Source organism: Salegentibacter sediminis (assembly GCF_002078605.1).
GTDB classification, from domain to species: Bacteria; Bacteroidota; Bacteroidia; order Flavobacteriales; family Flavobacteriaceae; genus Salegentibacter; species Salegentibacter sediminis.
Genome location: NZ_MSJR01000003.1, coordinates 228,778 through 252,670, shown reverse-complemented (window position 1 = coordinate 252,670; position 23,893 = coordinate 228,778). Strand labels below are relative to the sequence as shown.

The following is a 23,893-nucleotide window of genomic DNA, read 5'->3' as shown; positions in this document are numbered from 1 at the left end:
ATGACCAACCTCAAAATAGTCTCTCCAACTGAAGCCGTTTCGGTAGTTAAATCGGGCGACCGTGTATTTTTTCAGGGAGCTGCAATGACACCAAACGTTTTGATAGATGCTTTAAGTGATAGACACAAGGAATTAAGTGAGGTTGAGATCATACAAATTCATACCGAAGGAAATGCTAAATACACTAAAAAACCTTTTAGCGATTCTTTTGTCACCAACAGCTGTTTTGTAGCCGGGAATGTGCGAGAGGCGGTTAATTCTTCTATTGGCGCCTATATCCCTATATTCTTAAGTGAAATGCATTTGCTTTTCAGAAGAAACATTTTACCCCTGGATGTGGCTTTCATACAGGTTTCTCCGCCAGATAAGCACGGCTATTGCTCCCTGGGAGTTTCTGTAGACATAACACTTCCGGCAATACAAACCGCAAAGAAAGTAATTGCCCAAATCAATCCTCAGGTACCAAGGAGTCACGGCGATGGAAACATTCACATCAGCAATATTGATGCTGCCTGCGAGGTAGATCATCCAATATTTGCATTGAATATTCCTGAACCCACCGAAGTTGAAACCCAAATCGGAAAGCACGTTGCAGGGCTTATTGAAGATGGGGCCACCCTACAAATGGGGATTGGCGGAATCCCAAATGTGGTATTGAACAATCTTAAAAACCACAAACGTCTGGGAATACACACCGAAATGCTTTCAGAAGGAGTCCTGCCACTGGTAGAGTCGGGGGTAATTACCGGCGAAATGAAAGAGATTAAAACGGGAAAAATAGTGACCTGTTTTGCACTGGGATCACAAAAACTTTACGATTTTATTGACGATAACCCCATAGTTCATTTTAAGGAAGCAGGCTACACCAATGATACTGCTATAATACGCCAGAATCCAAAAGTAACAGCCATAAATAGTGCTCTGGAAATAGATCTTACCGGGCAGGTTTGCGCCGATACTATAGGCAAATATCAATACTCGGGAGTAGGCGGCCAAATGGACTTTATTCGCGGGGCCTCACTTTCAGAAGGCGGAAAACCTATTATCGCCATGCCCTCGGTGACCGCAAAAGGAATTTCCAAGATTGTACCATATCTTAAAGAAGGAGCAGGCGTAACTACTACCCGGGCCCACGTGCATTACATAGCCACCGAATATGGTGTAGTAGATCTCTACGGAAAAAACTTAAAACAACGGGCAAAAGCCTTAATCTCCATCGCCCATCCCGATCACCGGGAAGCCCTGGAAAAGGAAACTTTTTTAAGATTCAGGAAATAAAAACCTTGTAATTTTTAGCCTTAAAGCCTGGGAACCTGTAGTTTCCGGGCTTTTCTATTTCTTACTTATGATTTAAGTCATAAGTATCCGGCAGTAAGCAGGCTAATTTTATGCCCTAATCTAAAAAATCACTAAAATGAAACTTTACAACAACCTGCTTGCAGATTTTAAAGAAATGCCCCTGGGCTATTCTACCATTGGAATTATCGCTTCCAGTTGTCTGGGCTCAGTGGCTGCCATGCTTATTTTAATGCAGGGCCACGGATTTCTGGATATGTTGCAACTCTTTGCCGTAGTAAGCGTTTGTATGGGGTTTAACGCCGTTATTCTCGCTCAATTTAAACCAAAGATCATCCTTAATGCATTAATCCTTAGCTTAGCAGTCTCCATAATCTTTATCCTAATAAATATTATCTAAGCAATGAGGAATGACATTCAAAATCGGGAAGATGTATTTACCCTCATCTCCCGGTTCTATTCCAAAGTACGCAAGAATCCTGAAATTGGATATTTTTTCAATGAATCTATAGAAGATTGGGATGAACACCTGGACAAGCTTACAGATTTCTGGGAGAGTAATCTTTTCTTCAAAGGTGTCTACCGTGGAAACCCACAAAAGGCTCATGTAAAAGTAGATCAGAAAAATGACCACAAGATATCTTCTGAACATTTTGGAGTATGGCTTAACCTATGGTTTGAAACCATAGATGAACTCTTTGAGGGAGAATTGGCTAATCGCGCAAAAAATAACGCCAGGAAAATGTCTACCCACCTGTACCTGAAAATCTTCCAGTCAAGAAACTAAAATTAGCGCTTCCATAAAAAATAAAAAACCTGCTCTATAGAACAGGTTTTTTGGGGCTAATTTCGTTTTATTCTAAAATGAATGAAACTTTTTTATCCGTGAAGGATCAATATTGGCGGTCTTGAGGCTTGCGCCCCATTTTGTATGGGAGGATGCAACAACAATATATCTGAAATCTTCAGGTTTCGCGCCATAAGCACGACAAGATTTGCAGAAGATTTAGCATCCTTCCAGAATTGCCCGCCAAGTTGGGTATTTGGATCGATGGTATTAAAGTTAACAGCTCTGGGGCTCAACCTGGTATTTAATTCCTGACGAATTACACCAAGTTGATTTCCGTTTTGATTATTGCCGTTTATCTCCCACACATTGAAAACTGAAGCTGCCAACAAGGGTAACTTTTTAAACACATCCAGCATATCGCCGTGCAACATTACTGAATAATCAATTGGGAAGAACAGGTTTTCCCAGGCTTTGAATTCCTGGTTCTCGGTAACGGTAAGTACGGGACATTTCACCTTTCTCAACACATTATAAGTGTTAGTCCCAATACCTTTAATTTGATCGGAGCTTCTGCCCGACGCGCCCATAACTATAAGATCAATATCCTTTTCGGCCACAACTTTTCGTGTGGCATCAATCAAATTATCATTTTTCAGGATTGCATGAAATTTATGGCCGTCAGCTGTAGCTTCTTTACGAAGCTTTTCGATGCAAGCATCAAGGCCCTCTTTGTTTGAATCGCCGGCGTGTAAAATGTAAAAATTTGAGGCAACACCGGGTAAATTCAGGGCATATTTAGCTGCATTATAAGCATGTGCAGAATAATCGGTTAAGATTACTATATTAATGGCCATGGATTTCCTTTTCTAATTTGTGGTAAAATTATAGAGAAAGTCCGCAGCCAAATATGACGGCAGTCAGCTATACCAAAAAAAGCTAATTAGCCTATTTTTTCGAGCTTGTCGGCATCGATAATCTTAACATTTCTACCCTCAATTTCGATAAGGCCTTCCTTCTTAAAATCGGAAAGTGTTCTTATAAGAGTTTCGGAAGCGATCCCAGCCACACCGGCAAGATCGGCACGGGAAATCCTAATACTATGTAAAGGATTCTTTTTAATCTCCCTGGCGAACATAAGTATAGTTTTCGCAGTTTTTCTACGTACTGAAGCGTAAGCAATGTCGATAAGTTGTTCTTTTATTCCGAAGAGGTTTTCATTCATCACTTCGAGAAGTTCCATACTTACCCGGCTGTTCTCATGAAGTATATCTTTCAACTGGTCACGTGAAAGCATATAAAGAGTGGTATCTTCCATAGCCGTAGCAAATTCGCGGTATGCCGAATTAGAATTAAAACTAAGGCTTCCGAAGAAATCTCCATCTTTATATAATTGTGTAATAATTTCCTTGCCCCGGGAATCAAATTTATGAGCCTTAACCACCCCCCGGTCTACCATATAAAAATTCACCGAAGTTTTTCCTTCTTCATAAACGCTCTCCCCTCCTTTATAATTTTGCCGTTCCCCGGTTTTCATTAACTCTCTAAAAGCCGTTAGGTTTGGGATGTGCTGTTGTTCCTTTGGTTCCTGCTCCTGGCCAGTAGTTTTATCTTTTTTCAGGATCTCCATTTTTGCAAGACGGCTTTCAATAGCACTTAAGAGATCAGACTCTTCGAAGGGTTTGGTGAGATAGTCGTCAGCACCAAGGTCCATCCCACGTCTCACATCTTTATGTTCTGTTTTTGCTGAAAGAAATATAAAAGGAATACCGCTGGTTTCAGTAGTTTTGGAGAGTTCTGTTAATACATCATAGCCATCCATTTCGGGCATCATAATATCGCAAACAATAATATCGGGTAATTCGCTTTTAGCCCTGGCTACACCTTGCTTACCATCTGAAGCAGTCACCACCTCATAATCTGATAATTCAAGGATCTCGGCGGTATTTTCCCTCACCGTAACATCGTCTTCAATAAGCAATATTTTCTTCATCGATATAAATTTCCAGCACCATATAAAATGGCCCTAAATTTCACAAAACTATTTAACGTTCGTAATTGGGTAATTGGACTGTAAAGGTTGAGCCTTTGCTTTCTTCACTGGTAAAATAAATTTTTCCTCCCATATTCTCTACATGAACTTTCACAATATTGAGCCCAATGCCCGTTCCCTGATTAAGCAAGGCATTTTCGGCCCTGAAATAGCGTTCAAAGATATGCTTTTGATCTTTCTCAGGGATTCCCATTCCTTCATCAGAAACCTCAAAAATAACCATATTATCATTATTCTCAATTCTAAAATGGATTGTCGAATTCTCAGGAGAGTATTTTATCGCGTTTCCAATAAGGTTGGATAACACAAGATCCAGTATTTTTTCATCCTGATACAGGGTTACTTCATCCAGATCCCTGGGGTACTCGATCTCCTGGCCGTATTTAAGGGTCACGTTGGCATTATAAACCACATCATTAATAACCTTATTCAGGCTAAAACTGCTGTATTTATAGTTCACATTACCCGATTCCAGTCGTTCCAGGGAAAGAAAATCATTCAAAATATTATTCAGGTAGTGCACCTTATTTTTAATGGTGCGAAGATGTTTTTCTCGTTTTTCCTGTTGTTCTCCCGTAACATATTTTTCAGCAAGGGTTGCAGAAGTTAGTATCCCGCTTAACGGAGTTTTAAATTCGTGAGAAACAAGGGACAGAAATTTTGTTTTAAGTTCGTTAAGTTCCTTTTCCTGTTTAAGCGCCAGTTTAATCCTTTTTTCAGCTTCTTTTCTTTTGCTGATTTCCTGTTCAAGATTGTCTACAGTTTCCCGAAGCTCTTTGGTGCGAACCTTAATTTTGTCTTCAAGTTCGGCATTCAACTCCCTGATGCGCTGTTGATTTTCCTTCCGAACAGTAATATCGACAATAAGGGACATCACAAAATCTTCCCCATCGATGCGGAAGGGGTTGAGTCCGGCTTCTACCGGGAACTGGCTTCCGTCCTTTTTACTTCCAAATAATTCCCGCCCATGGCCCATTTGCCTTTTTTCGCTATGAGATAAAAATTCCTTGAAATGTTTGGAATGGTTTGGTTTATAACTCGGTGGGATAAGGATATTAAGATGCTGGCCTACAAGCTCTCCCCGTTCATACCCGAACATTTGCAGGGCAGCAAGGTTTACCGTCACAATAATTTGACTACTATCGACAACGATAACCCCTTCTGAGGCCGCTTCGAAGAGGGTATTAAAAACACTATGATTTTCCTTAAAAAATTCTCTGGCCAAAATTGCTGTTTAAAATTTGCAGAAACTAAATTACAAAGCATTTCCCAAAATTGGCTTGAAGAAGGAAAATATTTTAAACAATCGAAACCTTAGTCTTTTTAGAATTCGGTTTTTAACATTTTTTCTTGGCCTACCAGGGCTTCCGGATATTTCGCAAAAGCTACAATCGGGATAAACTACTCGTCCAAATTTCTCCCAAAAACAAAAAACCGAACTCTTTTCAGAATTCGGTTTTACATTTTTTGTTGGCCTACTAGGGCTCCCTTCGGCTACGCCCTCTTTCATCGGGCTTCGCTCAGGATAAACTTCTCGCCCAGCAAATTCTTTCTAAAAACAAAAAAACCGAACTCTTTTCAGAATTCGGTTTTACATTTTTTGTTGGCCTACTAGGGCTCGAACCTAGACTCTTCTGGACCAAAACCAGACGTGTTGCCAGTTACACCATAGGCCAATGCTTAAATGCGGATGCAAATTTAAAACAAACTTTTATTTACACAAACTTTTTCCAATAAATTCGAAGAGTATTTTTAATACCGATTTTAGTATTCACATTTTCAGGCTTATTAAAAATAATGGGCATTTAAATGCTCCTGTTGAAGGGTTCACAATTTTATTACTAAATTCGCCACTCAGGATTCAATTATATACCATAATGAGGGATTTCAGCTTTAAGAAGTGGAACAAAATACTGGGATGGCTGGTATTTCTAATCGCACTTACCACCTACACTTTAACCTTAGAACCAACTGCGAGCTTTTGGGATGCAGGAGAATATATAGCCACCTCGGCTAATCTGGAGGTGGGACACCCTCCCGGGGCGCCTTTTTACCAGATGGCAGGGGCTTTCTTCTCGATGTTTGCCCCAGATGAAACCAAGGTCGCCCTTATGATGAATTTTATGTCTGGAACGGCCAGTGCTTTTGCGGTACTGTTTATGTTCTGGTCCATAAGTTTATTGGTGCTAAAAATTGCCGGACCCGCAGAAAAATTGGGCATGGCTAAAAAAATCGCTGTCCTGGGAAGTGCTGCCGTGGGATCTCTGGCCTTTACTTTTACCGATAGTTTCTGGTTTAGTGCCGTAGAAGCTGAAGTTTATGCCATGGCCGCCTGTATTATGGCCCTGCTCTTCTACCTGGGATTGCTATGGGAGCGGGATATGTTCAAACCACGGGGTAACCGCTGGCTCATCCTTATTTCATTGGTGGTGGGCCTTTCCTTTGGGGTGCACTTTTTAGGTTTACTAACCATTCCTGCCATCGGATTTCTATATTTCTTCAAAAATTATAAAAAGGTAACAGTAAAGAATTTTATTATTGCCAATATCGTGGTGGTCGCTGTGTTAATGTTCATTTTTAAGCTGCTGCTCCCCTACACACTTACATTTTTTGCAGCCTCAGAATTATTTTTCACCAATTCCCTCGGGCTGCCTTTTAATACCGGAACTATTATAGCATTCCTCCTAATTGTAATAGCCTTTTATTACGGAATTAATTATACCCGGAAAAAGAACTACTATCAACTAAACACCCTCTTTCTGTCCATTTTATTTATCCTTATTGGCTTCTCCAGTTGGGTGATGCTCCCAATTAGGGCTAACGCGCCTACGGTTATAAATGAGAATAGTCCCGATAACGCCCGCGAATTACTGGCATATTATAATAGAGAACAATATGGAGAGACCCATCTTTTCTATGGGCCCCAGTTTTCAGAAATGTACAGCGGTTTAGATGCTGACAATCCATATAAAGACGGTAAACCACATTATGAAAAGGATGAGGAAAAAGGGGAATATGTTATTGTAAACGATTATAAAAATGCCCGGCAGAACCTGGACGACAGTCATAAAGCTTTTCTTCCCAGAATGTGGAGCAGCGAACATGCCGCCAACTATATGGAGTTTACCGGCCCTTTAGAATTCACGGTTAAGAGAGAATATCAGGGACAGGAACAACTCCTGCAGGCTATACAGGAATTTAAAAATGAATACTCTCAGGGCAACCTGGATAATACCGATTACCACAGGTTTTTACAACAGTTTGGAGAATATATTAATGTAGAAAAACCTACGTTTTCTTCGAACATCGCTTATTTGCTGGAATACCAGATAGGTTATATGTACTGGCGATATTTTATGTGGAACTTTGTAGGGCGTCAGGATGATATCCAGGGGAAATATGACGATTTGCATGGAAACTGGCTTAGCGGAATTAATTTTATAGATGAGATACACCTGGGCCCTCAGGAGAATCTACCTTCTGATATCAAAAACAATAAAGCCCGCAACACTTATTACTTTTTACCGTTTATTCTGGGCCTCATCGGGTTGGTATTTCACTTTAAAAAGGATAAAAATAATTTCTGGGTTTTGCTGGTATTTTTCCTTTTTACTGGAATAGCCCTGAAAATTTACCTCAACGAACGTCCTTTTGAACCAAGAGAACGTGACTATGCCCTGGTAGGTTCCTTCTATGTTTTCGCTATGTGGATAGGAATTGGGGTCTATGCCTTGTTCGATTGGGCTAAAAAATTCTTCACGCCAAAGATCGTGGCGCCGGCGGCAGCAATAGTTTCTTTACTTGCCGTGCCGGTTATTTTAGCTTCTGAAAACTGGGATGACCATGACCGCAGCGGAAGAGACACGACCCTTAGCATGGCCAAAATGTACCTGGATTCGGTAGATGAAAATGGGATAATATTCACCATTGGAGATAACGATACTTTTGCCTTATGGTATGTGCAGCAAATCGAGCGGTACAGAACCGATGTAAGAGTGGTAAATACAAGCTTGTTTGCTACCGATTGGTATATCGACCAGATGAAGCGAAAGGCATTTGATAGTGACCCCATCCCTTCCCAATTTGAAGCGAAGGATTATACCGGAAAAAATGATGCGGTTTTTTTCAGGGAGATCACACAGGATACGCTCCCGCTAAAAACCTTTTTGAATTATATTCAGAATGACGATCCCCGAACCAAAGCGGAATTACAAAGCGGACAGTTTGTAAATACATTCCCATCTAAGAACGTGCGCATTCCTGTAGACAAACAAACTGTTCTGGAGAATGGTATAGTTAGGGAAGAATTTGCTAATCAAATTGTAGATCATATCGATTTGCAAATAGATAGCCAAATCCTTTATAAAAACCGATTAATGATGCTGGATATTATTGCCAATAATGATTGGGAACGCCCCATATATTTCACAGGCGGAAGCTATGGCGATGATGATTACCTGTGGATGAAGGACCATCTGCAGCTCGAAGGGATAGCATACAAACTCGTGCCCATAAAAACACCTTTGGACCCCCGAAATCCTTACGATATGGGTAAGGTGAATACTGAAAAAATGTATGAGATCGTTAAAAGCTGGGATTGGGGGAATATGGGCAGTGAAGATATTTATCACGATCCCGAAACACGGAAGAACTCAATTACCTACCGCAGCAATTTGGCCAGATTGGTGGAAAATCTTTTAAATGAAGGAGATACCACCCGGGCTAAAGAAATCCTGGATCTGGCGATGGAGCATACCCCGGTAGAATATTATGGATATTACAGCCTGGTAGAACCTTATATAGATGGTTATTACAAAGTGGGGGAGCCAGAGAGAGCCCGTGAAATATGGGAGCAGGTGGCTACAAAATACCAGGAAAACCTAAAATGGTATAGCACCTGGGGGGTAGACAGGCAGTATCGCTACGCCGATGAAATTATTTCTGATATGGAGCGCTACCGCAGCCTGGTTGACATCCTCGTGAGAAATCAGGATGAGGAGATTATACAGGAGAAAGCCGATGAATTTAACGAACACCTTAGAATGTTTAGGCATTTTTACGGCGATGAAGAAGAAATAGAAGCGGAAGATGTTCCTCTTGAGGAAACTCTGGATCAGGATGCTTTAAGGGAATTAGGTCAGGAGGCGGAAAAGCCCCGGTTAGATTCTACCGAATAAAATAGTGCCTTTTTGAAAATTCAAATTATCTTCTCACTTTGAGAATAAATTGAAAATTTTTCAGAAAGGCACTTTCTTTAAATATGAATAAATTCCTGGTTAAATATCCTGCATTACTAAGGTGGCTTTACCCCAAAAGGATTTCCCACCTACCTGAATCAGGATCAATTTACCTAACCTTTGATGACGGGCCCGTGCCGGGAATAACTCCCTGGGTGCTGGACCAACTCAGTAAATATCAGGCTAAGGCAACTTTTTTTTGCATTGGGGATAATATCAGGAAATATCCTGAGGTTTTTCAGAAGGTGATTTCTGAAGGGCACCAAATCGGTAATCATAGTTTTCATCATTTAAATGGCTGGAAAAACCCAACTTCAGAATATTTTAGAAATGTACTTCAGACTGAAGATTTAATTAATAAGAAACACCCAAAAAACCCAAAACCCAAAATGTTTAGGCCACCCTTTGGGAAAATAAAGAATTCCCAGGCCAGGAAACTCTCCAAAGCGGGTTTTAAAATTGTAATGTGGGATGTAATAAGCTGGGATTTTGACAGTAATATTAAGAAAGAAACCTGCCTTAAGAATGTGATTGAAAATGCCAGGGAGGGGAGTATTATAGTTTTTCACGACAGCGAAAAAGCCTCAAAAAACTTAAAATACGCTTTACCAAAGGTTCTGAAATATTTTACCGAAAAAGGCTACGCCTTCAAAAGCCTTTAAACGTATTCTTTAAGTAAACCGATAAGGGTTGGCGCATCCTGTTCACCACTTTGTCGCCATTTCATCTCTCCCTCTTTATAGATCATTAAGGTTGGCAGCGCTTTTACCCGTAAGGCTTCGGCTAATTGGGAGTTCTTGTCAATATCTATTTTAATGACTTTTACCTTATTGCCAAGAGCTGCTGCAACATCTCTTAACACAGGATGCATAGCTACCGATGCATTATTAGCTTCAGTATAAAAATCCAATAAAACCGGGATTTTAAGATCTACTAATTCACCAAATTTAGACATCAGTTTAATTTTTAGTTAGTACTGCATCGGCTTAATCAAATATAGCAAATTCTTGTAATTATGCAGGTCTCGGGCCTTTTTTAAGCTCGATTACACTTATTTCGGGCCAGATACCAACGCGGCCGGGAAATGCAAGGTATCCAAAACCACGGTTCACATTAATATATCTGCCGAATTCTTCGTAGATACCGGCCCAGTTTTTATAGCGATACTGCACAGGACTCCAACGGAACCAGCCAGGAATCTCAATACCAAACTGCATTCCGTGGGTATGTCCACTTAAAGTTAAATGATAGTTCTTTTCATCTTTTTTCACGACCTCCTGCCAATGGGAAGGATCATGACTAAGCAACACTTTAAAATCTTTAGCCAAAAGTCCATCTGTGGCTGCCTCAAGGTCACCTGCTTTTTTAAAACCTCCTATCCCCCAGTTTTCTACACCTATCAGGGCTATTCGCTCTCCATTCTTTTCGATAAAACGATGTTCATTCAGGAGCAGATTCCACCCCATTTCAGCGTGGGTATTTTTTAGTTTTTTCAGGTTATCAGCTTTTTCTTCTGCCGAAGACCAGTTTTTATAATCGCCGTAATCGTGATTTCCCAATACCGAATACACCCCATCTTTGGCTTTAATCGAGGAGAACATTTCTTTCCAGGGGTCCATTTCGGCAGCTACATTATTCACCAGGTCTCCGGTGAATAGCACAAGATCACTCTCCTGCTCGTTTAAAAGATCTATTCCGTATTTTATTTTATTTTTATTATCGAAACTTCCGCTATGAATATCACTTATCTGGCTGAGCTTATATCCATCAAAGGCATCGGGAAGATCTTCAAAGTACAGGGTGTAGCGCAAAACGCGAAAATTGTATCGCCCCTGATACATCCCATACAAAACCGAAGCTAATGGGATAGCGGCGATTCCCAGTGCAAGCTGCCCGATAAACTTCCGACGGGAAGGCATATTAAATCCTTCTTCAGAAGAAAACTTACTTATAGTTCCGGCTCCCAGTCTAAAGATATCTTCTCCTAACATAAACAGGCTCATAAGAAGTTTGGCCAGTATAACAGCAAGAAGGAATCCAAAGGCATATCCACGTCCGATAGAAAGCACCGTTCCCTCTGTGGGTTGCATCCATTGGTAGATGAAATTCCCCACCACCGCTACAGAGATGAAAACGTAGATCCCAAGAGCCCAGTTGCTTCGGGTAAAATTCCGGAGCACCTGAAAAGCATAAATATCAATAATAAGATAGAAAACTATAAAAATGAGCCAGCGCATTGAATAATCAATTTTTTTGCAAATATACTTTTAACATCCTGCTTTAAAAGCTTCGTTAACAGAAGTTTTAACTCCTGTATAAGTCGCAGAAATAATTACTTGTTACTTCTCCAAACAAAAAGCCTGCCTTTGTTTTCAATTTTTACACGCGGCTCAGATGAGGTATGATTTTATCTTTGTAGTTTTGAAATATTCTAAAAAATAAACCTCCATTTGTATGTCTGACCAAAAACGTCTTTTTCTCGTTGATGCTTATGCCTTAATATTCCGCGGTTATTACGCTTTTATTAAAAACCCGAGAATTAATTCCAAAGGCTTTGACACCTCAGCTATCATGGGGTTTATGAACTCCCTTTTTGACGTAATACGACGTGAAAGGCCCGATCATTTGGCTGTTTGTTTCGACAAGGAAGGCAGTGAGGTACGTACCGAAATGTTTTCTGAATACAAAGCAAACCGCGACGCCACCCCCGAACCTATAAAAGATGCAATTCCGATAATTCAGGATATTCTCAAGGCTATGCATATTCCGGTGGTTGTACTCCCGGGCTGTGAGGCCGATGATATTATTGGAACATTAGCAAAGCAGGCCGAAAAGGAAAACTACCGGGTCTATATGGTAACCCCCGATAAAGATTTTGCCCAGTTAGTCACCGAAAACATCTTTATGTACCGCCCTGCCAGAATGGGAAATGGCATTGAAATTTGGGGGATTCCGGAGGTGCAAAAGAAATTTGAGGTAGAAACCCCAGATCAGGTTATAGATTTTCTTGGGATGATGGGCGATGCTGTAGACAATATCCCCGGACTTCCGGGAGTGGGCGAGAAAACCGCAAAAAAGTTTCTCAAAGAATTTGGGAGTATGGAAAATCTGCTGGCCAATACCGATAAACTTAAAGGCAAGATGCGTGAAAAGGTGGAAGCCCATAAAGAGCAAGGCATAATGTCTAAAAAACTCGCAGCAATTTTAACCGATTGCGATGTGAAATTCCATGCTGAGGATTACGAGCTTTCTATGCCCGACGCCGAAAAAGTTCAAAAAATATTTGATGAACTGGAATTTAGAAGACTTAAAGATCAATTCATAAAACTTTTTAGCGGAGAGGAACAGCACACCCAAACCCAGGTCACTAATTCCCCCTCGGCAAGAAAAAACGCGAAAACTGCCGGAGAGGGTCAATTTTCACTTTTCGGATCTGATGCTGCAGAAAAAATAGAGTCCACTTCCGGAAGAAAAACATTAAAAGACACTCCTCACCTTTACCAAAGCCTTACCACAGATATGGCGAGAAGCCTGTTCTTAAAAAACCTGATGAAACAAAAAAATGTTTGTTTCGATACTGAAACTACCAGTTTAAATGCTCTTGAAGCAGAACTGGTAGGCATAGGTTTTTCCTGGGAACCCGGCAAAGGTTTCTATTTACCTTTTCCCGAAAAAAGGGAAGAGGCACAGTCACTTATCGAGGAATTACGCCCGTTTTTTGAAGATGAAAACATCGAAAAAACAGGACAAAACTTAAAATACGATATTAAAGTATTGGCGAAATATGGGATCAGGATCAAAGGACAACTTTTTGACACCATGATTGCTCATTACCTCATCAATCCCGATATGCGTCACAATATGGATATTCTTGCAGAAACATATCTGAATTATAGTCCGCAGCCCATTTCAGAATTGATTGGCAAAAAAGGTAAGAATCAAAAATCTATGCGGGACGTGCCGTTGGAGCAGCAAACCGAATATGGCGTAGAAGATGCCGACATCACTCTTCAGCTTAAAAAATTCTTTGAAGAGGAATTAAAAGAGGCCAATACCCGAAAACTTTTTGATGAAATCGAAATTCCACTGGTAAGGGTTCTCGCCGATATGGAACTGGAAGGAATAAAACTGGACCAGAAATTCCTCAATTCTCTAACGGAGGCCTTAAACAATGATATCGCCGAATTGGAAACAAAGATCTTTTCAGAAGCCGGTGAAGAATTTAAGATAAGTTCTCCAAAACAACTGGGAGTGATCCTCTTTGAGAAAATGGAGCTGGTAAAAAAACCAAAAAAGACTAAAACCGGTCAATACTCTACCAGTGAAGACGTCTTGTCTAACCTGGCAAAAGACAATAAGATTATACAATTTGTACTTGATTACCGTGCTTTAGTGAAATTGCTGAACACCTATGTAACGGCTCTTCCTAACCAAATTGAAAAGTCGACCGGAAGAGTGCATACGGATTATGTACAAACCATTGCCGCAACCGGAAGGTTGAGCTCCAATAATCCCAACCTACAAAATATCCCGATAAGGACTGAAAGAGGACGTGAGGTACGGAAAGCTTTTATTCCCAGAGATGAAAATTACATCCTGCTTGCTGCCGATTATTCTCAGATAGAATTAAGAATAATCGCTGCGCTTAGTGAAGAGGAGAATATGATAAAGGCTTTTAAAAACGGAGAAGACATTCACGCTTCTACGGCTGCAAAGGTTTTTAATGTACCTCTTGAAGAAGTGACCAGGGAGCAGCGGAGCAATGCCAAAACGATAAATTTTGGAATTGTCTATGGGGTTTCTGCTTTCGGCTTAAGCAACCAGACCAATTTATCCCGTAGTGAGGCCAAGGAACTTATCGACACCTATTATAAAACCTATCCAAAACTCACTAATTACATTGGAGAGCAGGTGGCCTTTGCCCGCGAACACGGATATGTTCAAACTATTTTAGGCAGAAGGCGATATTTAAAGGATATTAATTCTCAAAATGCCGTGGTTAGAGGAGCGGCCGAGAGAAATGCTGTAAATGCTCCTATTCAGGGCAGCGCGGCCGATATCATTAAACTGGCTATGATCAATATTCACAGAAGGTTAAGTGAGGGTAATTACAAGACAAAAATGCTCCTTCAGGTGCATGATGAATTGGTGTTTGACGCCCATAAGGATGAAATTGATGAAATAGGAGAATTAATCAGAACAGAAATGGAAAACGCCTATCAATTTGACGTTCCTCTTGAGGTGGAAATTGGTACCGGCCACAATTGGCTGGAAGCACATTAAACTTCCCGATTCTTTGTAAATACCAGTACTAAAAAGACTTCCCGTATTTTGTACCGAATAATACGGGCAATCCCCCATTGTCTTCTGGCGATTACTAGTCCTATATTTGAAAGGAATCAATAAACCGGATACTTTTAAAACCGGTCTTGATTTATCCCTACACTTTTTAGCACCATCCCTCCCAGATCAATTATGTCCTCTTAGGACACCTACTCTTGTATGGTTATCTAACATTGGATTTTATTAATTATTCAATATTTAACCAAAAACTTTTAATTATGAAAAGATTTAAAAATTACCTGATGTACCTGGCCGTTCTGGCTATGTTAATGACTGCCTGTAGTAAGGATGAAATAGAGTCCATCCCAACAGATGAGCCGGAAATGGCTACTCTAAATTTTGGAGCAGTTTTAAATGACCTGGTAGATCAACAGTCCTTAACAAGGCAAGCCACGACTTTGCCAGACTGTTCTGAGCTAGTTCCATCTTATGTTCATGTAGTATTAAGCGGTACTACCGCTGTGGGAACTTACGAAGATCCAATTCAAGTGGATGTAAACCCCACTCCCGGAGATTACGATGACGACGGCACTGAAGAATATTTCACCATGGAATCTTCAGATCTCGAACTGGCACCCGGACCATACAGCCTGGATTATTTTGCTGTTTATGATGAAAATGATGTCCTTATCTGGCTTGCACCATATGGAGAAAGCGATTATATAGATTGGGTAGATGTACCACTACCTATGGATTTTGATTTGGGGGCTGGCACAAAGAAATATTTAGATGTAGAAGTGCTTTGTTTTGACGATCGTACCGTTAATGAATTTGGCTATTTATTCTTTGATCTTCATCCAACTCAGGCTATAGAGTTTTGTATTTTTGGAAATTACTGTGATGATAATGGAAGACATTATCCTGCAGAATACTCTGTTAACATATGGAGTGGTACCGACGATACCGGAGAGGTACTTCATTCGGGAGTTCAAAATACTGTTGAAATGGATGATAACGGAGATTATTCCGGTAGCCCTGTTTGTTTTGCATTACCCGATATAGGTGGTGAAGAAACGGTAGACAATTATTACGTAGAAATCACTTTACTTAATTCTGATGCTTACGGAGACGTAACCGAGGAGGTAATTCGAAGCTTCACGCTAACCGATGTCCAGGTTAGAACCTTGTTTGACGGGGAAGATGCTATAGATTACTGGCACTTTAGAGAAGGTGTAGGCTGTGCCACAGACTCCCCTGTATTTACCGATAATGGAACCCCACCTGTAATTGATGAGGATACTAATATCTATATTTATTTCGACTCTTCAGGTTCAATGAACTCAACTCTGTCTCCTCTTCAGGTTATGCGTAATACTTTGCTAAGAGATGCCTTAATTGGATTATATGGTAATGATGATGACCTTTATGATAGTAAAGTAAGAGTGATCTCCGATGGATCTGAAAGAACTTTAAATATGCTGAATTTCCAGGGAGAGACTCCCACCGGAAATGTAATATCTCTGGTCTTCCAGGATGAGGCAGAAAATATTTATCATTCGGGAGGTGCCTGGGATGAAAACACAGCCAGGACCGCCGCGTATGACATGGATATTGATGCACTTAGAACAAGGTTGAATTCCTTTCCTTCTGGTTACTATAGAGGGGTGATCTTCCAGGTTGAGACAGATACCTGGGGAGCATTTGCAAACTTTAAATCACTGGTGGAATATATGGAAAACGGCACAGGAAATTACGCCGGCAACTACGGTTTATCTGACCGTATTGAATTTGGTTATAACTATGGAGTAATTCCAGGAGCTTCTGCAGAGTATTATAAAGATTTAATAGTACAGGCTTTAGAAGATTTGGGATACCAGTTATAGATTAACCATTCTTAAAAAGCAGAAATAAAAAAGGAGGCAATTTTCTAAATAGCCTCCTTTTAATTTTAGCATTGGTAGTAAATACTAATTAACCCTGGTATACTCTACCGCTAACACAAGAATATGTGAGGCGTGGGAATCTCCAGGATCGTCTACATATTGAGAAGATTCGAATTTGGAAACATCAAAACCAAAGGTATCAGTATCCTTATCGATAAGTTTCCTGTCGGTATAAACCTCACCATTAATTTCAAGATTTAAAATGAGTTCATCATTTTCAACATCCCAGGTCCCATGATCAGTACGACCGGAAAGGCATTTAAACTCATCGGCGTTTACGCCGTAATTAAAATCCAGTTTAGAATTCACGGTGGAGAAAGTTCCGTCCTCATTAAAAGTAATTCCCATGGTATCAAAACAAGTAGTTTCTTCAAGGATGTTCACGTGGCCTAAACCGTCTCCATTGAGATCCACAAGAGTATCGGCTTGCATAGTAGTTAACTGCCATTCGCCTACCATAGCATCACGATCAATAACAGTAAGATTAGTTTGAGAAATATTGACTGCTGCAATATCATCATTGCTGGGCTCACAGCTTCCAAGAAGCAGCATTAAGCCTGCGGCAAAGAATGTCTTTCTTAAATTGAAAATTTTAATCATAGCAATTGGGGGGTTTATTCTTTTTCTGCGGCAAAGCTATGAAACAATTACACAATTTTATGACTTTTTTAACATAAAATATACCGTTAATCGTTGTTTATGAGCCTTTTGTCGGTATTTATAGGGGTTACGGCAGGCTCAAGATCAAATTATATCGGGCGGAGAGCAACTCATTGCTGCCTGCAATTAGAACTGGCACCGTTCAAATACAAAAAGGAAACAAAATGGCTTGACATCCAGGGATTTCCAATGGAATAAATTAATAAGTCACATATTTGCTATATGAATTTATAATTGTACATTTGCACCCCGTTTTCCCGCCATGATTCATGTAGGGAACGGGAATGGAATGTTTAATAATAAGTAAATTTAATTAGTGTGGACACATTAAGCTACAAAACAGTATCGGCAAACAAGGCTACCGTTTCAAAAGAATGGGTTCTTGTAGATGCTGAAGGACAGACTTTAGGCCGCCTTTCTTCTAAAGTAGCCAAGCTACTAAGAGGTAAGCATAAGCCTGATTTTACCCCACACGTTGATTGCGGAGATAACGTAATTGTTATCAATGCTGAAAAGATCAACTTAACCGGAAAAAAATGGGATGCGAAAGAATACATTCGCCACACCGGTTTTCCAGGGGGGCAAAGAAGTTTAACAGCAGCCGAATTATTCGACAAAGCTCCAGAGCGTCTTGTTGAAAAAGCAGTAAAAGGAATGCTACCAAAGAACAAACTTGGAGCCGACCTATTTAGAAATTTAAAGGTTTATGTTGGATCGGAGCACGATCACAACGCGCAAAAACCTAAAACTATTAACTTAAACGAATTTAAGTAATGGAGGTTATTCACAAAATTGGCCGTAGAAAAACAGCGGTTGCAAGGGTATATGTTTCTGAAGGAAGCGGAAACTTTACCATTAACAAAAAAGATCTTAAGGATTACTTTACTACAGGTACCCTTCAGTACAAAGTAAACCAGGCATTGAATCTTACCGGAAACGACGGTAACTTCGACATTAAAGCCAATGTTTATGGAGGCGGAATCACAGGTCAGGCTGAAGCTATTCGTCTTGCTCTAGCAAGAGCTATGGTAGAACTGGATGCAGAGAACAGAGGGGTGTTGAAACCAGAAGGTTTAATGACCAGAGATCCAAGAATGGTAGAACGTAAGAAATTCGGTCAGAAGAAAGCCCGTAAGAAATTTCAGTTCTCTAAACGTTAATTTTTATCGGGATTATTTCCCGGAAGTTCATTTAATATTAAAAAGAATTTTGTTGTTATCCCGATTGCTGTCGGGAGTTAGTTTAGCATCTAAACAGGTAAGGCCGTGTTTTTAAAAAACAGCCACTTACTTGTTGCTATCTCAACAGAACGTAAACTATTACAAAAATGGCAAACAAAGTAGAAGTAAAAGAATTACTTGATGCAGGTGTGCATTTTGGCCACCTTACAAGAAGATGGAATCCAAATATGGCCCCATATATCTATATGGAGCGTAACGGGATTCATATCATCAACCTATACAAAAGTGCTGCAAAAATGCAGGAAGCCGGAGATGCTCTTGCAAAGATCGCAGCCAGCGGCAGAAAAATACTTTTTGTAGCAACTAAAAAGCAGGCTAAGGAAATTGTAGCCGAGCAAGCTGAAAAAGCAAATATGCCTTACATCACCGAGCGCTGGCCCGGTGGTATGCTTACCAACTTCGTAACCATTCGTAAAGCCGTCAAGAAAATGGCTTCTATAGACCGAATGAAAAAAGATGGTACTTTCAACACCCTTTCTAAAAAAGAACGCCTTCAGGTAGATCGTCTTAGAGCAAAATTAGAAAAGAACCTTGGTTCTATCTCTGAGATGAGCCGACTTCCAGGAGCATTGTTTGTAGTTGATATCACCCGTGAACACATCGCCATTAAAGAAGCTCAGAAATTAAACATTCCCATCTTTGCAATGGTAGATACCAACTCAGATCCTCGTGAGGTAGAATATGTTATTCCTTCCAACGATGATGCTTCAAAATCTATCAATAAGGTAGTTTCTTACGCAGCTGATGCTATCGTAGAAGGCCTTTCTGAAAGAAAAGCAAGCAAAGAGAGTAAAAAAGCTGAAAAAGAAGAGAAGGAAGAAAAAGCAACTAAAGCCGCAAAAGCCAAAGTAGCTAAAACTGAAGATGCAGAAGTTCCTTCTAAAGATGCCGAAGACAAAAAAGCAATGAAAGAAGCCCAACAAGAAGTAAAGCTTGAAGACAAGCAAGAAACTCTTGATAAGGCCAAATCATCTAACGAAGAAGAATAAACCAATATTTTTTATAAAATCTAAAAGTCGTTTAGTCCTTTCTTTCTGAGTTAGATTCTAAACGACTTTTTAATAAAATACAATACTATGGCTAAGATAACTGCTGCAGAAGTAAATAAATTAAGAAAAGCTACCGGTGCCGGAATGATGGACTGTAAGAAAGCACTTGTAGAAACCGATGGTGATTTCGACAAAGCTATTGAAGTACTTCGTAAAAAAGGTCAGAAAGTTGCTGCAAAAAGAGCCGATCGCGACTCTTCTGAAGGTGCTGCAATCGCCAAAACCAATACCGATAACACTAAAGGTGTGATCATCTCTCTTAACTGTGAAACCGATTTTGTTGCCAAAAATGATGATTTCGTGAAGTTGGCTAACGATTTCGCTGATCTTGCTTTAAATTACAATTCAAAAGAAGAATTCCTTAAGGCAGATTACAAAGGAATGAGCGTTGAAGACAAGTTAACCGAGCAAACCGGGGTTATTGGTGAGAAAATTGAAATTGGTGCTTTCAAAACTCTTGAAGCTCCTTTTGTAGGATCTTACATTCACGCAGGAAACAAGATCGCTGTAATCACCGGACTTTCTAAAAATGTTGAAGGCGCTGAAGAAGCTGCCAAAAACGTATCTATGCAGGCCGCTGCAATGAACCCAGTTGCTCTTAACGAAGAAGGTGTTGACCAAAGCACCATCGAGAAAGAAGTAGAGATCGCTAAAGATCAACTTCGCCAGGAAGGAAAGCCTGAAGAAATGCTTGATAACATCGCTAAAGGTAAGATCAAGAGATATTTTAAAGACAATACTCTAGTTAATCAGGCTTATATTAAAGACAGCAAACAGAGCGTTTCAGATTACGTGAAATCTGTAGACTCTGACCTTGAAGTTATAGGTTTCGAGAGAGTTGCTTTAGGCGAATAATTATATTATTTATGTCATTTCCGCGAAGGCGGAAATCTCAGAATAAATCCAAAACCGCTTCCTTAATCAGAAGCGGTTTTTTAATTTTATCTCATGTCCAACAAAGCATTTCAATTTAAAGAATTCAAAATAGAACAGGATCGCTGCGCCATGAAAATTGGAACAGACGGGGTCCTTCTTGGAGCCTGGACTCCCCTGGAGCATAAACCCAATAGCATTCTGGATATTGGCACAGGCACCGGTCTAATTGCATTAATGCTTGCGCAGCGCTCTCCTGCCCTGCTTATTGACGCATTAGAAATAGATGAAAACGCCTATGAACAGGCCGTAGAGAATTTTGAAAACAGCGATTGGAGCGACAGACTTTTTTGTTACCACGCAGCTTTCGATGAATTTGTCGAGGAAATGCAGGATGAAGAAAAATATGAGCTCATAGTTTCCAATCCCCCTTTCTATTCTGAAGATTTTACTTCGGAAAATACCCAGAGAAATCAAGCCAGGTTTGCAGAGGCTTTGCCTTTTTCCGAATTACTGGTAGGGGCATCGAAATTGCTTTCAAAAAAAGGCTTTTTTAGTTGTATCATTCCTCACCGGGAGGAGAAAAACTTCCTGCAATTAGCTCAAGAATCGGGTTTATTTCCGCAGAAAATAACAAGAGTACGGGGCACCCGGGATTCCGGGATCAAACGCAGCCTTATAAACTTAGGTTTTACCGAAGGGAAAACTCTGTATGAGGAGCTTATTTTAGAGATCTCCAGACATAATTACACCGAAGAATACAAAAAATTGGTTTCCCCATTCTACCTTAAATTATAATTGTTTGCTATAAAAAGCTTGGCTACATTTGTGTAAAACACTACACAACATGAAACCAGATCTATTTCAAGCTCCCGATTATTACAATCTTGACGAGCTTTTAACCGATGAACATAAAATGGTTCGCGATGCCGCCCGGGAATGGGTGAAACGCGAAGTCTCTCCAATAATTGAAGAGGCAGCACAGAAAGCCGAATTTCCAAAATCAATCATTGGGGGTTTAGCCGAAATTGGCGCTTTTGGACCCTATATTCCTGAGGAATATGGAGGAGCCGGTCTCGATCAAATCTCTTACGGACTCATCATGCAGGAAATTGAACGTGGCGACAGTGGAGTACGCTCTACAGCCTCGGTTCAATCTTCTCTGGTGATGTATCCCATTTTTAAATACGGAACTGAAGAGCAAAAGCAAAAATATCTACCGAAACTTGCCAGTGGAGAAATGATGGGTTGCTTTGGTCTTACCGAACCCGATTACGGTTCGAATCCCGGCGGGATGGTTACTAACTTTAAAGATAAGGGGGATCATTATTTACTAAATGGTGCCAAAATGTGGATCTCTAATGCTCCCTTCGCCGACATTGCTATTGTTTGGGCCAAGAACGAGGAAGGCCGTATCCACGGACTGATTGTGGAACGCGGGATGGAAGGTTTTTCTACTCCTGAAACCCACAACAAATGGTCGCTACGTGCCAGTGCTACCGGAGAACTTATTTTTGATAATGTAAAAGTTCCAAAAGAAAATTTAATGCCGAATAAAAGCGGGTTGGGCGCACCCCTGGGCTGTCTTGACTCTGCCCGTTTCGGAATTGCCTGGGGCGCAATAGGCGCCGCGATGGATTGTTACGACACCGCTTTAAGATATTCAAAGGAAAGGGTACAATTTGATAAGCCAATTGGGGGAAAACAACTTCAGCAAAAAAAACTGGCAGAAATGATTACCGAAATCACCAAAGCCCAATTAATGGCGTGGAGACTTGGGGTTTTACGAAACGAAGGCAAGGCTACTTCTGCCCAGATTTCTATGGCAAAAAGGAACAATGTGGAAATGGCTATAAATATTGCCCGGGAAGCCAGACAGATCTTGGGGGGAATGGGTATTACAGGTGAATACAGCATTATGCGCCATATGATGAACCTTGAAAGCGTAATTACTTATGAAGGCACTCACGATATTCATCTATTAATTACAGGTATGGATATTACAGGAATGCCAGCATTTTAATTAGGTATTTCTGAATTTTCCAAAAGATCAAAACAAGGGCAGCGCTTACAACGCTTGCCCTTTTTATATTTTTCGCAACATTCACTCTTTAATGGTTTTGGCTTTTTTGCCACAACCCCTTCCAGCTGCAAATAATCCTTTGATTTATTGGAATAAAATACCAGAATATTATATGAATTTTTGACCTGAGTTCTCATAATTTGAATATATCCTAAAATATTGGATGTTAAGAAGTTTATGTCCTTAAGATTTTCATTTCCAGACTTAAGCTTTTAATTTTGAAGCTATATGAGGAAAGATAAAATGACACAAGAAATAAACCAAAAATTTAATTCAGACTTAAAAAACTTCAGGAATTATCCCATCCACCACTATATTAATAATAAACAGCAGTTACAGGTGTTCATGGAACACCAGGTTTTTGCGGTATGGGCAAACATGTCTTTGCTCAATTCCTTAAAAGAGGAATTTACCAAAACAACTAATCCGTGGTTACCAATTGGGGATCCCGACCTCAGGTATCTTATAAACAAAATTATTCTTCAGGAGGAAAGCGCCAGGAATTATTCTGGTAATCATCAAAGTAAATTTGAGATATATCTTGATGCGATGGCAGCCACAGGGGCTAATACTGAAAATATCACTAATTTCCTTAGACATGTGAGTCATGGCACCGATATTTTTCTCATCATAGCCGCTTCTAAAATGCCCATACGCATCAAACGGTTTATCAAAACAATTTTTGATATCATATCAGAAGGAAAATCTCATAAAATAGCTACAGCATTTGTTTATAGCCAGGCAGGAATTAGTGCACTTAATCTAATAAAGACAATTTTAGAAATAGAGAAAGAAACAACAATCGATCTTAAATTATATAAATACTACCTACATTTAGAAGCAGAAAGCGATTTAAGCTCCTCATTTGAAATTCTGGAAATACTCTGTGGAAAGTCTATGGAAAAATGGAAAGACACCGAAGCAATTGCCGAAATAATCACAAAAAATCAGCAAACCCTAATGGAAGGCATAGAAACCGAACTCACAGGTAGCTTTTCAAATTAAAAACCGGTAAAGAAGGATCTTAACCGGTTTAAATTTTTCATTATAATCAGGGTGCCACAGGCGCTATTTTTACCTCCAGACCTTCGAGTTCTTCTGTTATAGGTATCTGGCAACTCAAACGACTATTATCCTGCAGGAAAAACGCCTGATCCAGCATATCTTCCTCTTCGTAACTTTTTTGAGGCAGTAAATGCTCAAAATTAAGCATATAACATTGGCAGGAAGCACACATAGCCATCCCGCCGCAAATCCCAATGGTACCTTCCGGAGCCAGCTCGAAGGAGCGAATAACCTCCATAAGATTCATATTCATATCGGTGGGGGCAGTTACGCGATGAGCCTCCCCTTCTCTATCAATAATAGTGATATTAATATCAGACATC

At 40.2% G+C, this 23,893-nt stretch carries 21 protein-coding genes and 1 tRNA gene; 14 read left to right on the top strand and 8 right to left on the bottom strand.

The window, feature by feature from the left end; all coding sequences use genetic code 11:
- The 3 genes from BUW93_RS07310 to BUW93_RS07300 all read left to right on the top strand — a co-directional run bounded on the left by BUW93_RS07310 (position 1) and on the right by BUW93_RS07300 (position 2,083).
- Positions 1–1,278: an acetyl-CoA hydrolase/transferase family protein gene (locus BUW93_RS07310; protein WP_081210627.1), complete on the top strand. Its 1,278-nt coding sequence runs from the start codon at positions 1–3 to the stop codon at positions 1,276–1,278.
- 136 nt (positions 1,279–1,414) lie between these two features.
- The gene (locus tag BUW93_RS07305; protein WP_081210626.1) at positions 1,415–1,696 is read left to right on the top strand and encodes a hypothetical protein; all 282 of its coding nucleotides are present in this window, start codon (positions 1,415–1,417) and stop codon (positions 1,694–1,696) included.
- 3 nt (positions 1,697–1,699) lie between these two features.
- Entirely contained in the window at positions 1,700–2,083 is a 384-nt protein-coding gene (locus BUW93_RS07300) for a group III truncated hemoglobin (protein WP_081210625.1), read from the top strand.
- Positions 2,084–2,175: 92 nt separating this feature from the next.
- On the opposite strand, the gene BUW93_RS07295 is transcribed toward BUW93_RS07300, so the two are convergent.
- From BUW93_RS07295 to BUW93_RS07275, 4 genes are all read right to left on the bottom strand, one after another.
- A complete protein-coding gene (locus tag BUW93_RS07295) occupies positions 2,176–2,940 on the bottom strand; it encodes a universal stress protein (RefSeq protein WP_081210623.1) in 765 nt (254 codons plus the stop codon).
- 86 nt (positions 2,941–3,026) lie between these two features.
- Entirely contained in the window at positions 3,027–4,076 is a 1,050-nt protein-coding gene (locus BUW93_RS07290) for a response regulator (protein WP_081210622.1), read from the bottom strand.
- Between the two features lie 52 nt (positions 4,077–4,128).
- Entirely contained in the window at positions 4,129–5,361 is a 1,233-nt protein-coding gene (locus BUW93_RS07285; RefSeq protein ID WP_081210621.1) for a PAS domain-containing sensor histidine kinase, read from the bottom strand.
- A 378-nt stretch (positions 5,362–5,739) separates the two neighbouring features.
- A tRNA-Gln gene (locus BUW93_RS07275) sits at positions 5,740–5,812 on the bottom strand.
- Positions 5,813–6,013: 201 nt separating this feature from the next.
- Between BUW93_RS07275 and BUW93_RS07270 the strand changes: the two genes are divergently transcribed.
- A complete protein-coding gene (locus BUW93_RS07270) occupies positions 6,014–9,313 on the top strand; it encodes a glycosyltransferase family 117 protein (protein WP_081210618.1) in 3,300 nt (1,099 codons plus the stop codon).
- A gap of 83 nt (positions 9,314–9,396) precedes the next feature.
- Positions 9,397–10,035, top strand: a complete 639-nt coding sequence (locus BUW93_RS07265) for a polysaccharide deacetylase family protein (protein ID WP_081210616.1) — start codon at positions 9,397–9,399, stop codon at positions 10,033–10,035.
- Here the strand turns inward: BUW93_RS07265 and BUW93_RS07260 are convergent.
- The gene (locus BUW93_RS07260) at positions 10,032–10,328 is read right to left on the bottom strand and encodes a thioredoxin family protein (protein WP_081210614.1); all 297 of its coding nucleotides are present in this window, start codon (positions 10,326–10,328) and stop codon (positions 10,032–10,034) included. The two genes, BUW93_RS07265 and BUW93_RS07260, sit on opposite strands and share 4 nt — an antisense overlap.
- 58 nt (positions 10,329–10,386) lie before the next feature.
- A complete protein-coding gene (locus BUW93_RS07255; protein ID WP_081210612.1) occupies positions 10,387–11,610 on the bottom strand; it encodes a metallophosphoesterase in 1,224 nt (407 codons plus the stop codon).
- Positions 11,611–11,827: 217 nt separating this feature from the next.
- Between BUW93_RS07255 and polA the strand changes: the two genes are divergently transcribed.
- Both polA and BUW93_RS07245 read left to right on the top strand, forming a co-directional pair.
- On the top strand, positions 11,828–14,656 hold the full coding sequence (polA, locus tag BUW93_RS07250; protein ID WP_081210610.1) for a DNA polymerase I: 2,829 nt from the start codon (positions 11,828–11,830) through the stop codon (positions 14,654–14,656).
- 278 nt (positions 14,657–14,934) lie between these two features.
- Positions 14,935–16,539: a hypothetical protein gene (locus tag BUW93_RS07245; protein WP_081210608.1), complete on the top strand. Its 1,605-nt coding sequence runs from the start codon at positions 14,935–14,937 to the stop codon at positions 16,537–16,539.
- An 84-nt stretch (positions 16,540–16,623) separates the two neighbouring features.
- On the opposite strand, the gene BUW93_RS07240 is transcribed toward BUW93_RS07245, so the two are convergent.
- Positions 16,624–17,199, bottom strand: a complete 576-nt coding sequence (locus tag BUW93_RS07240; RefSeq protein ID WP_081210606.1) for a DUF5004 domain-containing protein — start codon at positions 17,197–17,199, stop codon at positions 16,624–16,626.
- 378 nt (positions 17,200–17,577) lie between these two features.
- On the opposite strand from BUW93_RS07240, the gene rplM reads away from it, so the two are divergent.
- The 7 genes from rplM to BUW93_RS07200 all read left to right on the top strand — a co-directional run bounded on the left by rplM (position 17,578) and on the right by BUW93_RS07200 (position 23,510).
- Positions 17,578–18,033: a 50S ribosomal protein L13 gene (gene rplM / locus BUW93_RS07235; protein WP_081210604.1), complete on the top strand. Its 456-nt coding sequence runs from the start codon at positions 17,578–17,580 to the stop codon at positions 18,031–18,033.
- Positions 18,033–18,419 (top strand): 30S ribosomal protein S9, encoded by a 387-nt coding sequence (gene rpsI, locus BUW93_RS07230; RefSeq protein ID WP_081210602.1) that lies wholly within the window; start codon positions 18,033–18,035, stop codon positions 18,417–18,419. The genes rplM and rpsI overlap by 1 nt, the downstream gene beginning before the upstream one ends.
- A gap of 167 nt (positions 18,420–18,586) precedes the next feature.
- Positions 18,587–19,489: a 30S ribosomal protein S2 gene (gene rpsB, locus BUW93_RS07225; RefSeq protein ID WP_081210600.1), complete on the top strand. Its 903-nt coding sequence runs from the start codon at positions 18,587–18,589 to the stop codon at positions 19,487–19,489.
- Positions 19,490–19,576: 87 nt separating this feature from the next.
- Positions 19,577–20,404, top strand: coding sequence for a translation elongation factor Ts (gene tsf, locus BUW93_RS07220; RefSeq protein WP_081210598.1), 828 nt, complete (start codon positions 19,577–19,579; stop codon positions 20,402–20,404).
- Positions 20,405–20,497: 93 nt separating this feature from the next.
- Positions 20,498–21,220, top strand: coding sequence for a tRNA1(Val) (adenine(37)-N6)-methyltransferase (locus BUW93_RS07215; RefSeq protein WP_081210596.1), 723 nt, complete (start codon positions 20,498–20,500; stop codon positions 21,218–21,220).
- 49 nt (positions 21,221–21,269) lie between these two features.
- On the top strand, positions 21,270–22,445 hold the full coding sequence (locus BUW93_RS07210) for an acyl-CoA dehydrogenase family protein (RefSeq protein ID WP_081210594.1): 1,176 nt from the start codon (positions 21,270–21,272) through the stop codon (positions 22,443–22,445).
- A 288-nt stretch (positions 22,446–22,733) separates the two neighbouring features.
- A complete protein-coding gene (locus tag BUW93_RS07200; protein ID WP_081210590.1) occupies positions 22,734–23,510 on the top strand; it encodes a DUF3050 domain-containing protein in 777 nt (258 codons plus the stop codon).
- A 46-nt stretch (positions 23,511–23,556) separates the two neighbouring features.
- Here BUW93_RS07200 and BUW93_RS07195 read toward each other — a convergent pair whose 3' ends face one another.
- Entirely contained in the window at positions 23,557–23,892 is a 336-nt protein-coding gene (locus tag BUW93_RS07195; protein WP_081210588.1) for a 2Fe-2S iron-sulfur cluster-binding family protein, read from the bottom strand.
- Position 23,893: the final 1 nt, after the last annotated feature.

Coding starts and splice junctions, on each gene's coding strand:
- BUW93_RS07300 (WP_081210625.1), top strand. CDS start 1,700: ATGAGGAATGACATTCAAAATCGGGAAGATGTATTTACCCTCATCTCC.
- BUW93_RS07305 (WP_081210626.1), top strand. CDS start 1,415: ATGAAACTTTACAACAACCTGCTTGCAGATTTTAAAGAAATGCCCCTG.
- BUW93_RS07245 (WP_081210608.1), top strand. CDS start 14,935: ATGAAAAGATTTAAAAATTACCTGATGTACCTGGCCGTTCTGGCTATG.
- BUW93_RS07215 (WP_081210596.1), top strand. CDS start 20,498: ATGTCCAACAAAGCATTTCAATTTAAAGAATTCAAAATAGAACAGGAT.
- BUW93_RS07195 (WP_081210588.1), bottom strand. CDS start 23,892: ATGTCTGATATTAATATCACTATTATTGATAGAGAAGGGGAGGCTCAT.
- BUW93_RS07240 (WP_081210606.1), bottom strand. CDS start 17,199: ATGATTAAAATTTTCAATTTAAGAAAGACATTCTTTGCCGCAGGCTTA.
- BUW93_RS07255 (WP_081210612.1), bottom strand. CDS start 11,610: ATGCGCTGGCTCATTTTTATAGTTTTCTATCTTATTATTGATATTTAT.
- BUW93_RS07260 (WP_081210614.1), bottom strand. CDS start 10,328: ATGTCTAAATTTGGTGAATTAGTAGATCTTAAAATCCCGGTTTTATTG.
- BUW93_RS07200 (WP_081210590.1), top strand. CDS start 22,734: ATGAGGAAAGATAAAATGACACAAGAAATAAACCAAAAATTTAATTCA.
- BUW93_RS07310 (WP_081210627.1), top strand. CDS start 1: ATGACCAACCTCAAAATAGTCTCTCCAACTGAAGCCGTTTCGGTAGTT.
- BUW93_RS07265 (WP_081210616.1), top strand. CDS start 9,397: ATGAATAAATTCCTGGTTAAATATCCTGCATTACTAAGGTGGCTTTAC.
- BUW93_RS07210 (WP_081210594.1), top strand. CDS start 21,270: ATGAAACCAGATCTATTTCAAGCTCCCGATTATTACAATCTTGACGAG.
- rpsI (WP_081210602.1), top strand. CDS start 18,033: ATGGAGGTTATTCACAAAATTGGCCGTAGAAAAACAGCGGTTGCAAGG.
- rpsB (WP_081210600.1), top strand. CDS start 18,587: ATGGCAAACAAAGTAGAAGTAAAAGAATTACTTGATGCAGGTGTGCAT.
- BUW93_RS07270 (WP_081210618.1), top strand. CDS start 6,014: ATGAGGGATTTCAGCTTTAAGAAGTGGAACAAAATACTGGGATGGCTG.
- polA (WP_081210610.1), top strand. CDS start 11,828: ATGTCTGACCAAAAACGTCTTTTTCTCGTTGATGCTTATGCCTTAATA.
- BUW93_RS07290 (WP_081210622.1), bottom strand. CDS start 4,076: ATGAAGAAAATATTGCTTATTGAAGACGATGTTACGGTGAGGGAAAAT.
- BUW93_RS07295 (WP_081210623.1), bottom strand. CDS start 2,940: ATGGCCATTAATATAGTAATCTTAACCGATTATTCTGCACATGCTTAT.
- tsf (WP_081210598.1), top strand. CDS start 19,577: ATGGCTAAGATAACTGCTGCAGAAGTAAATAAATTAAGAAAAGCTACC.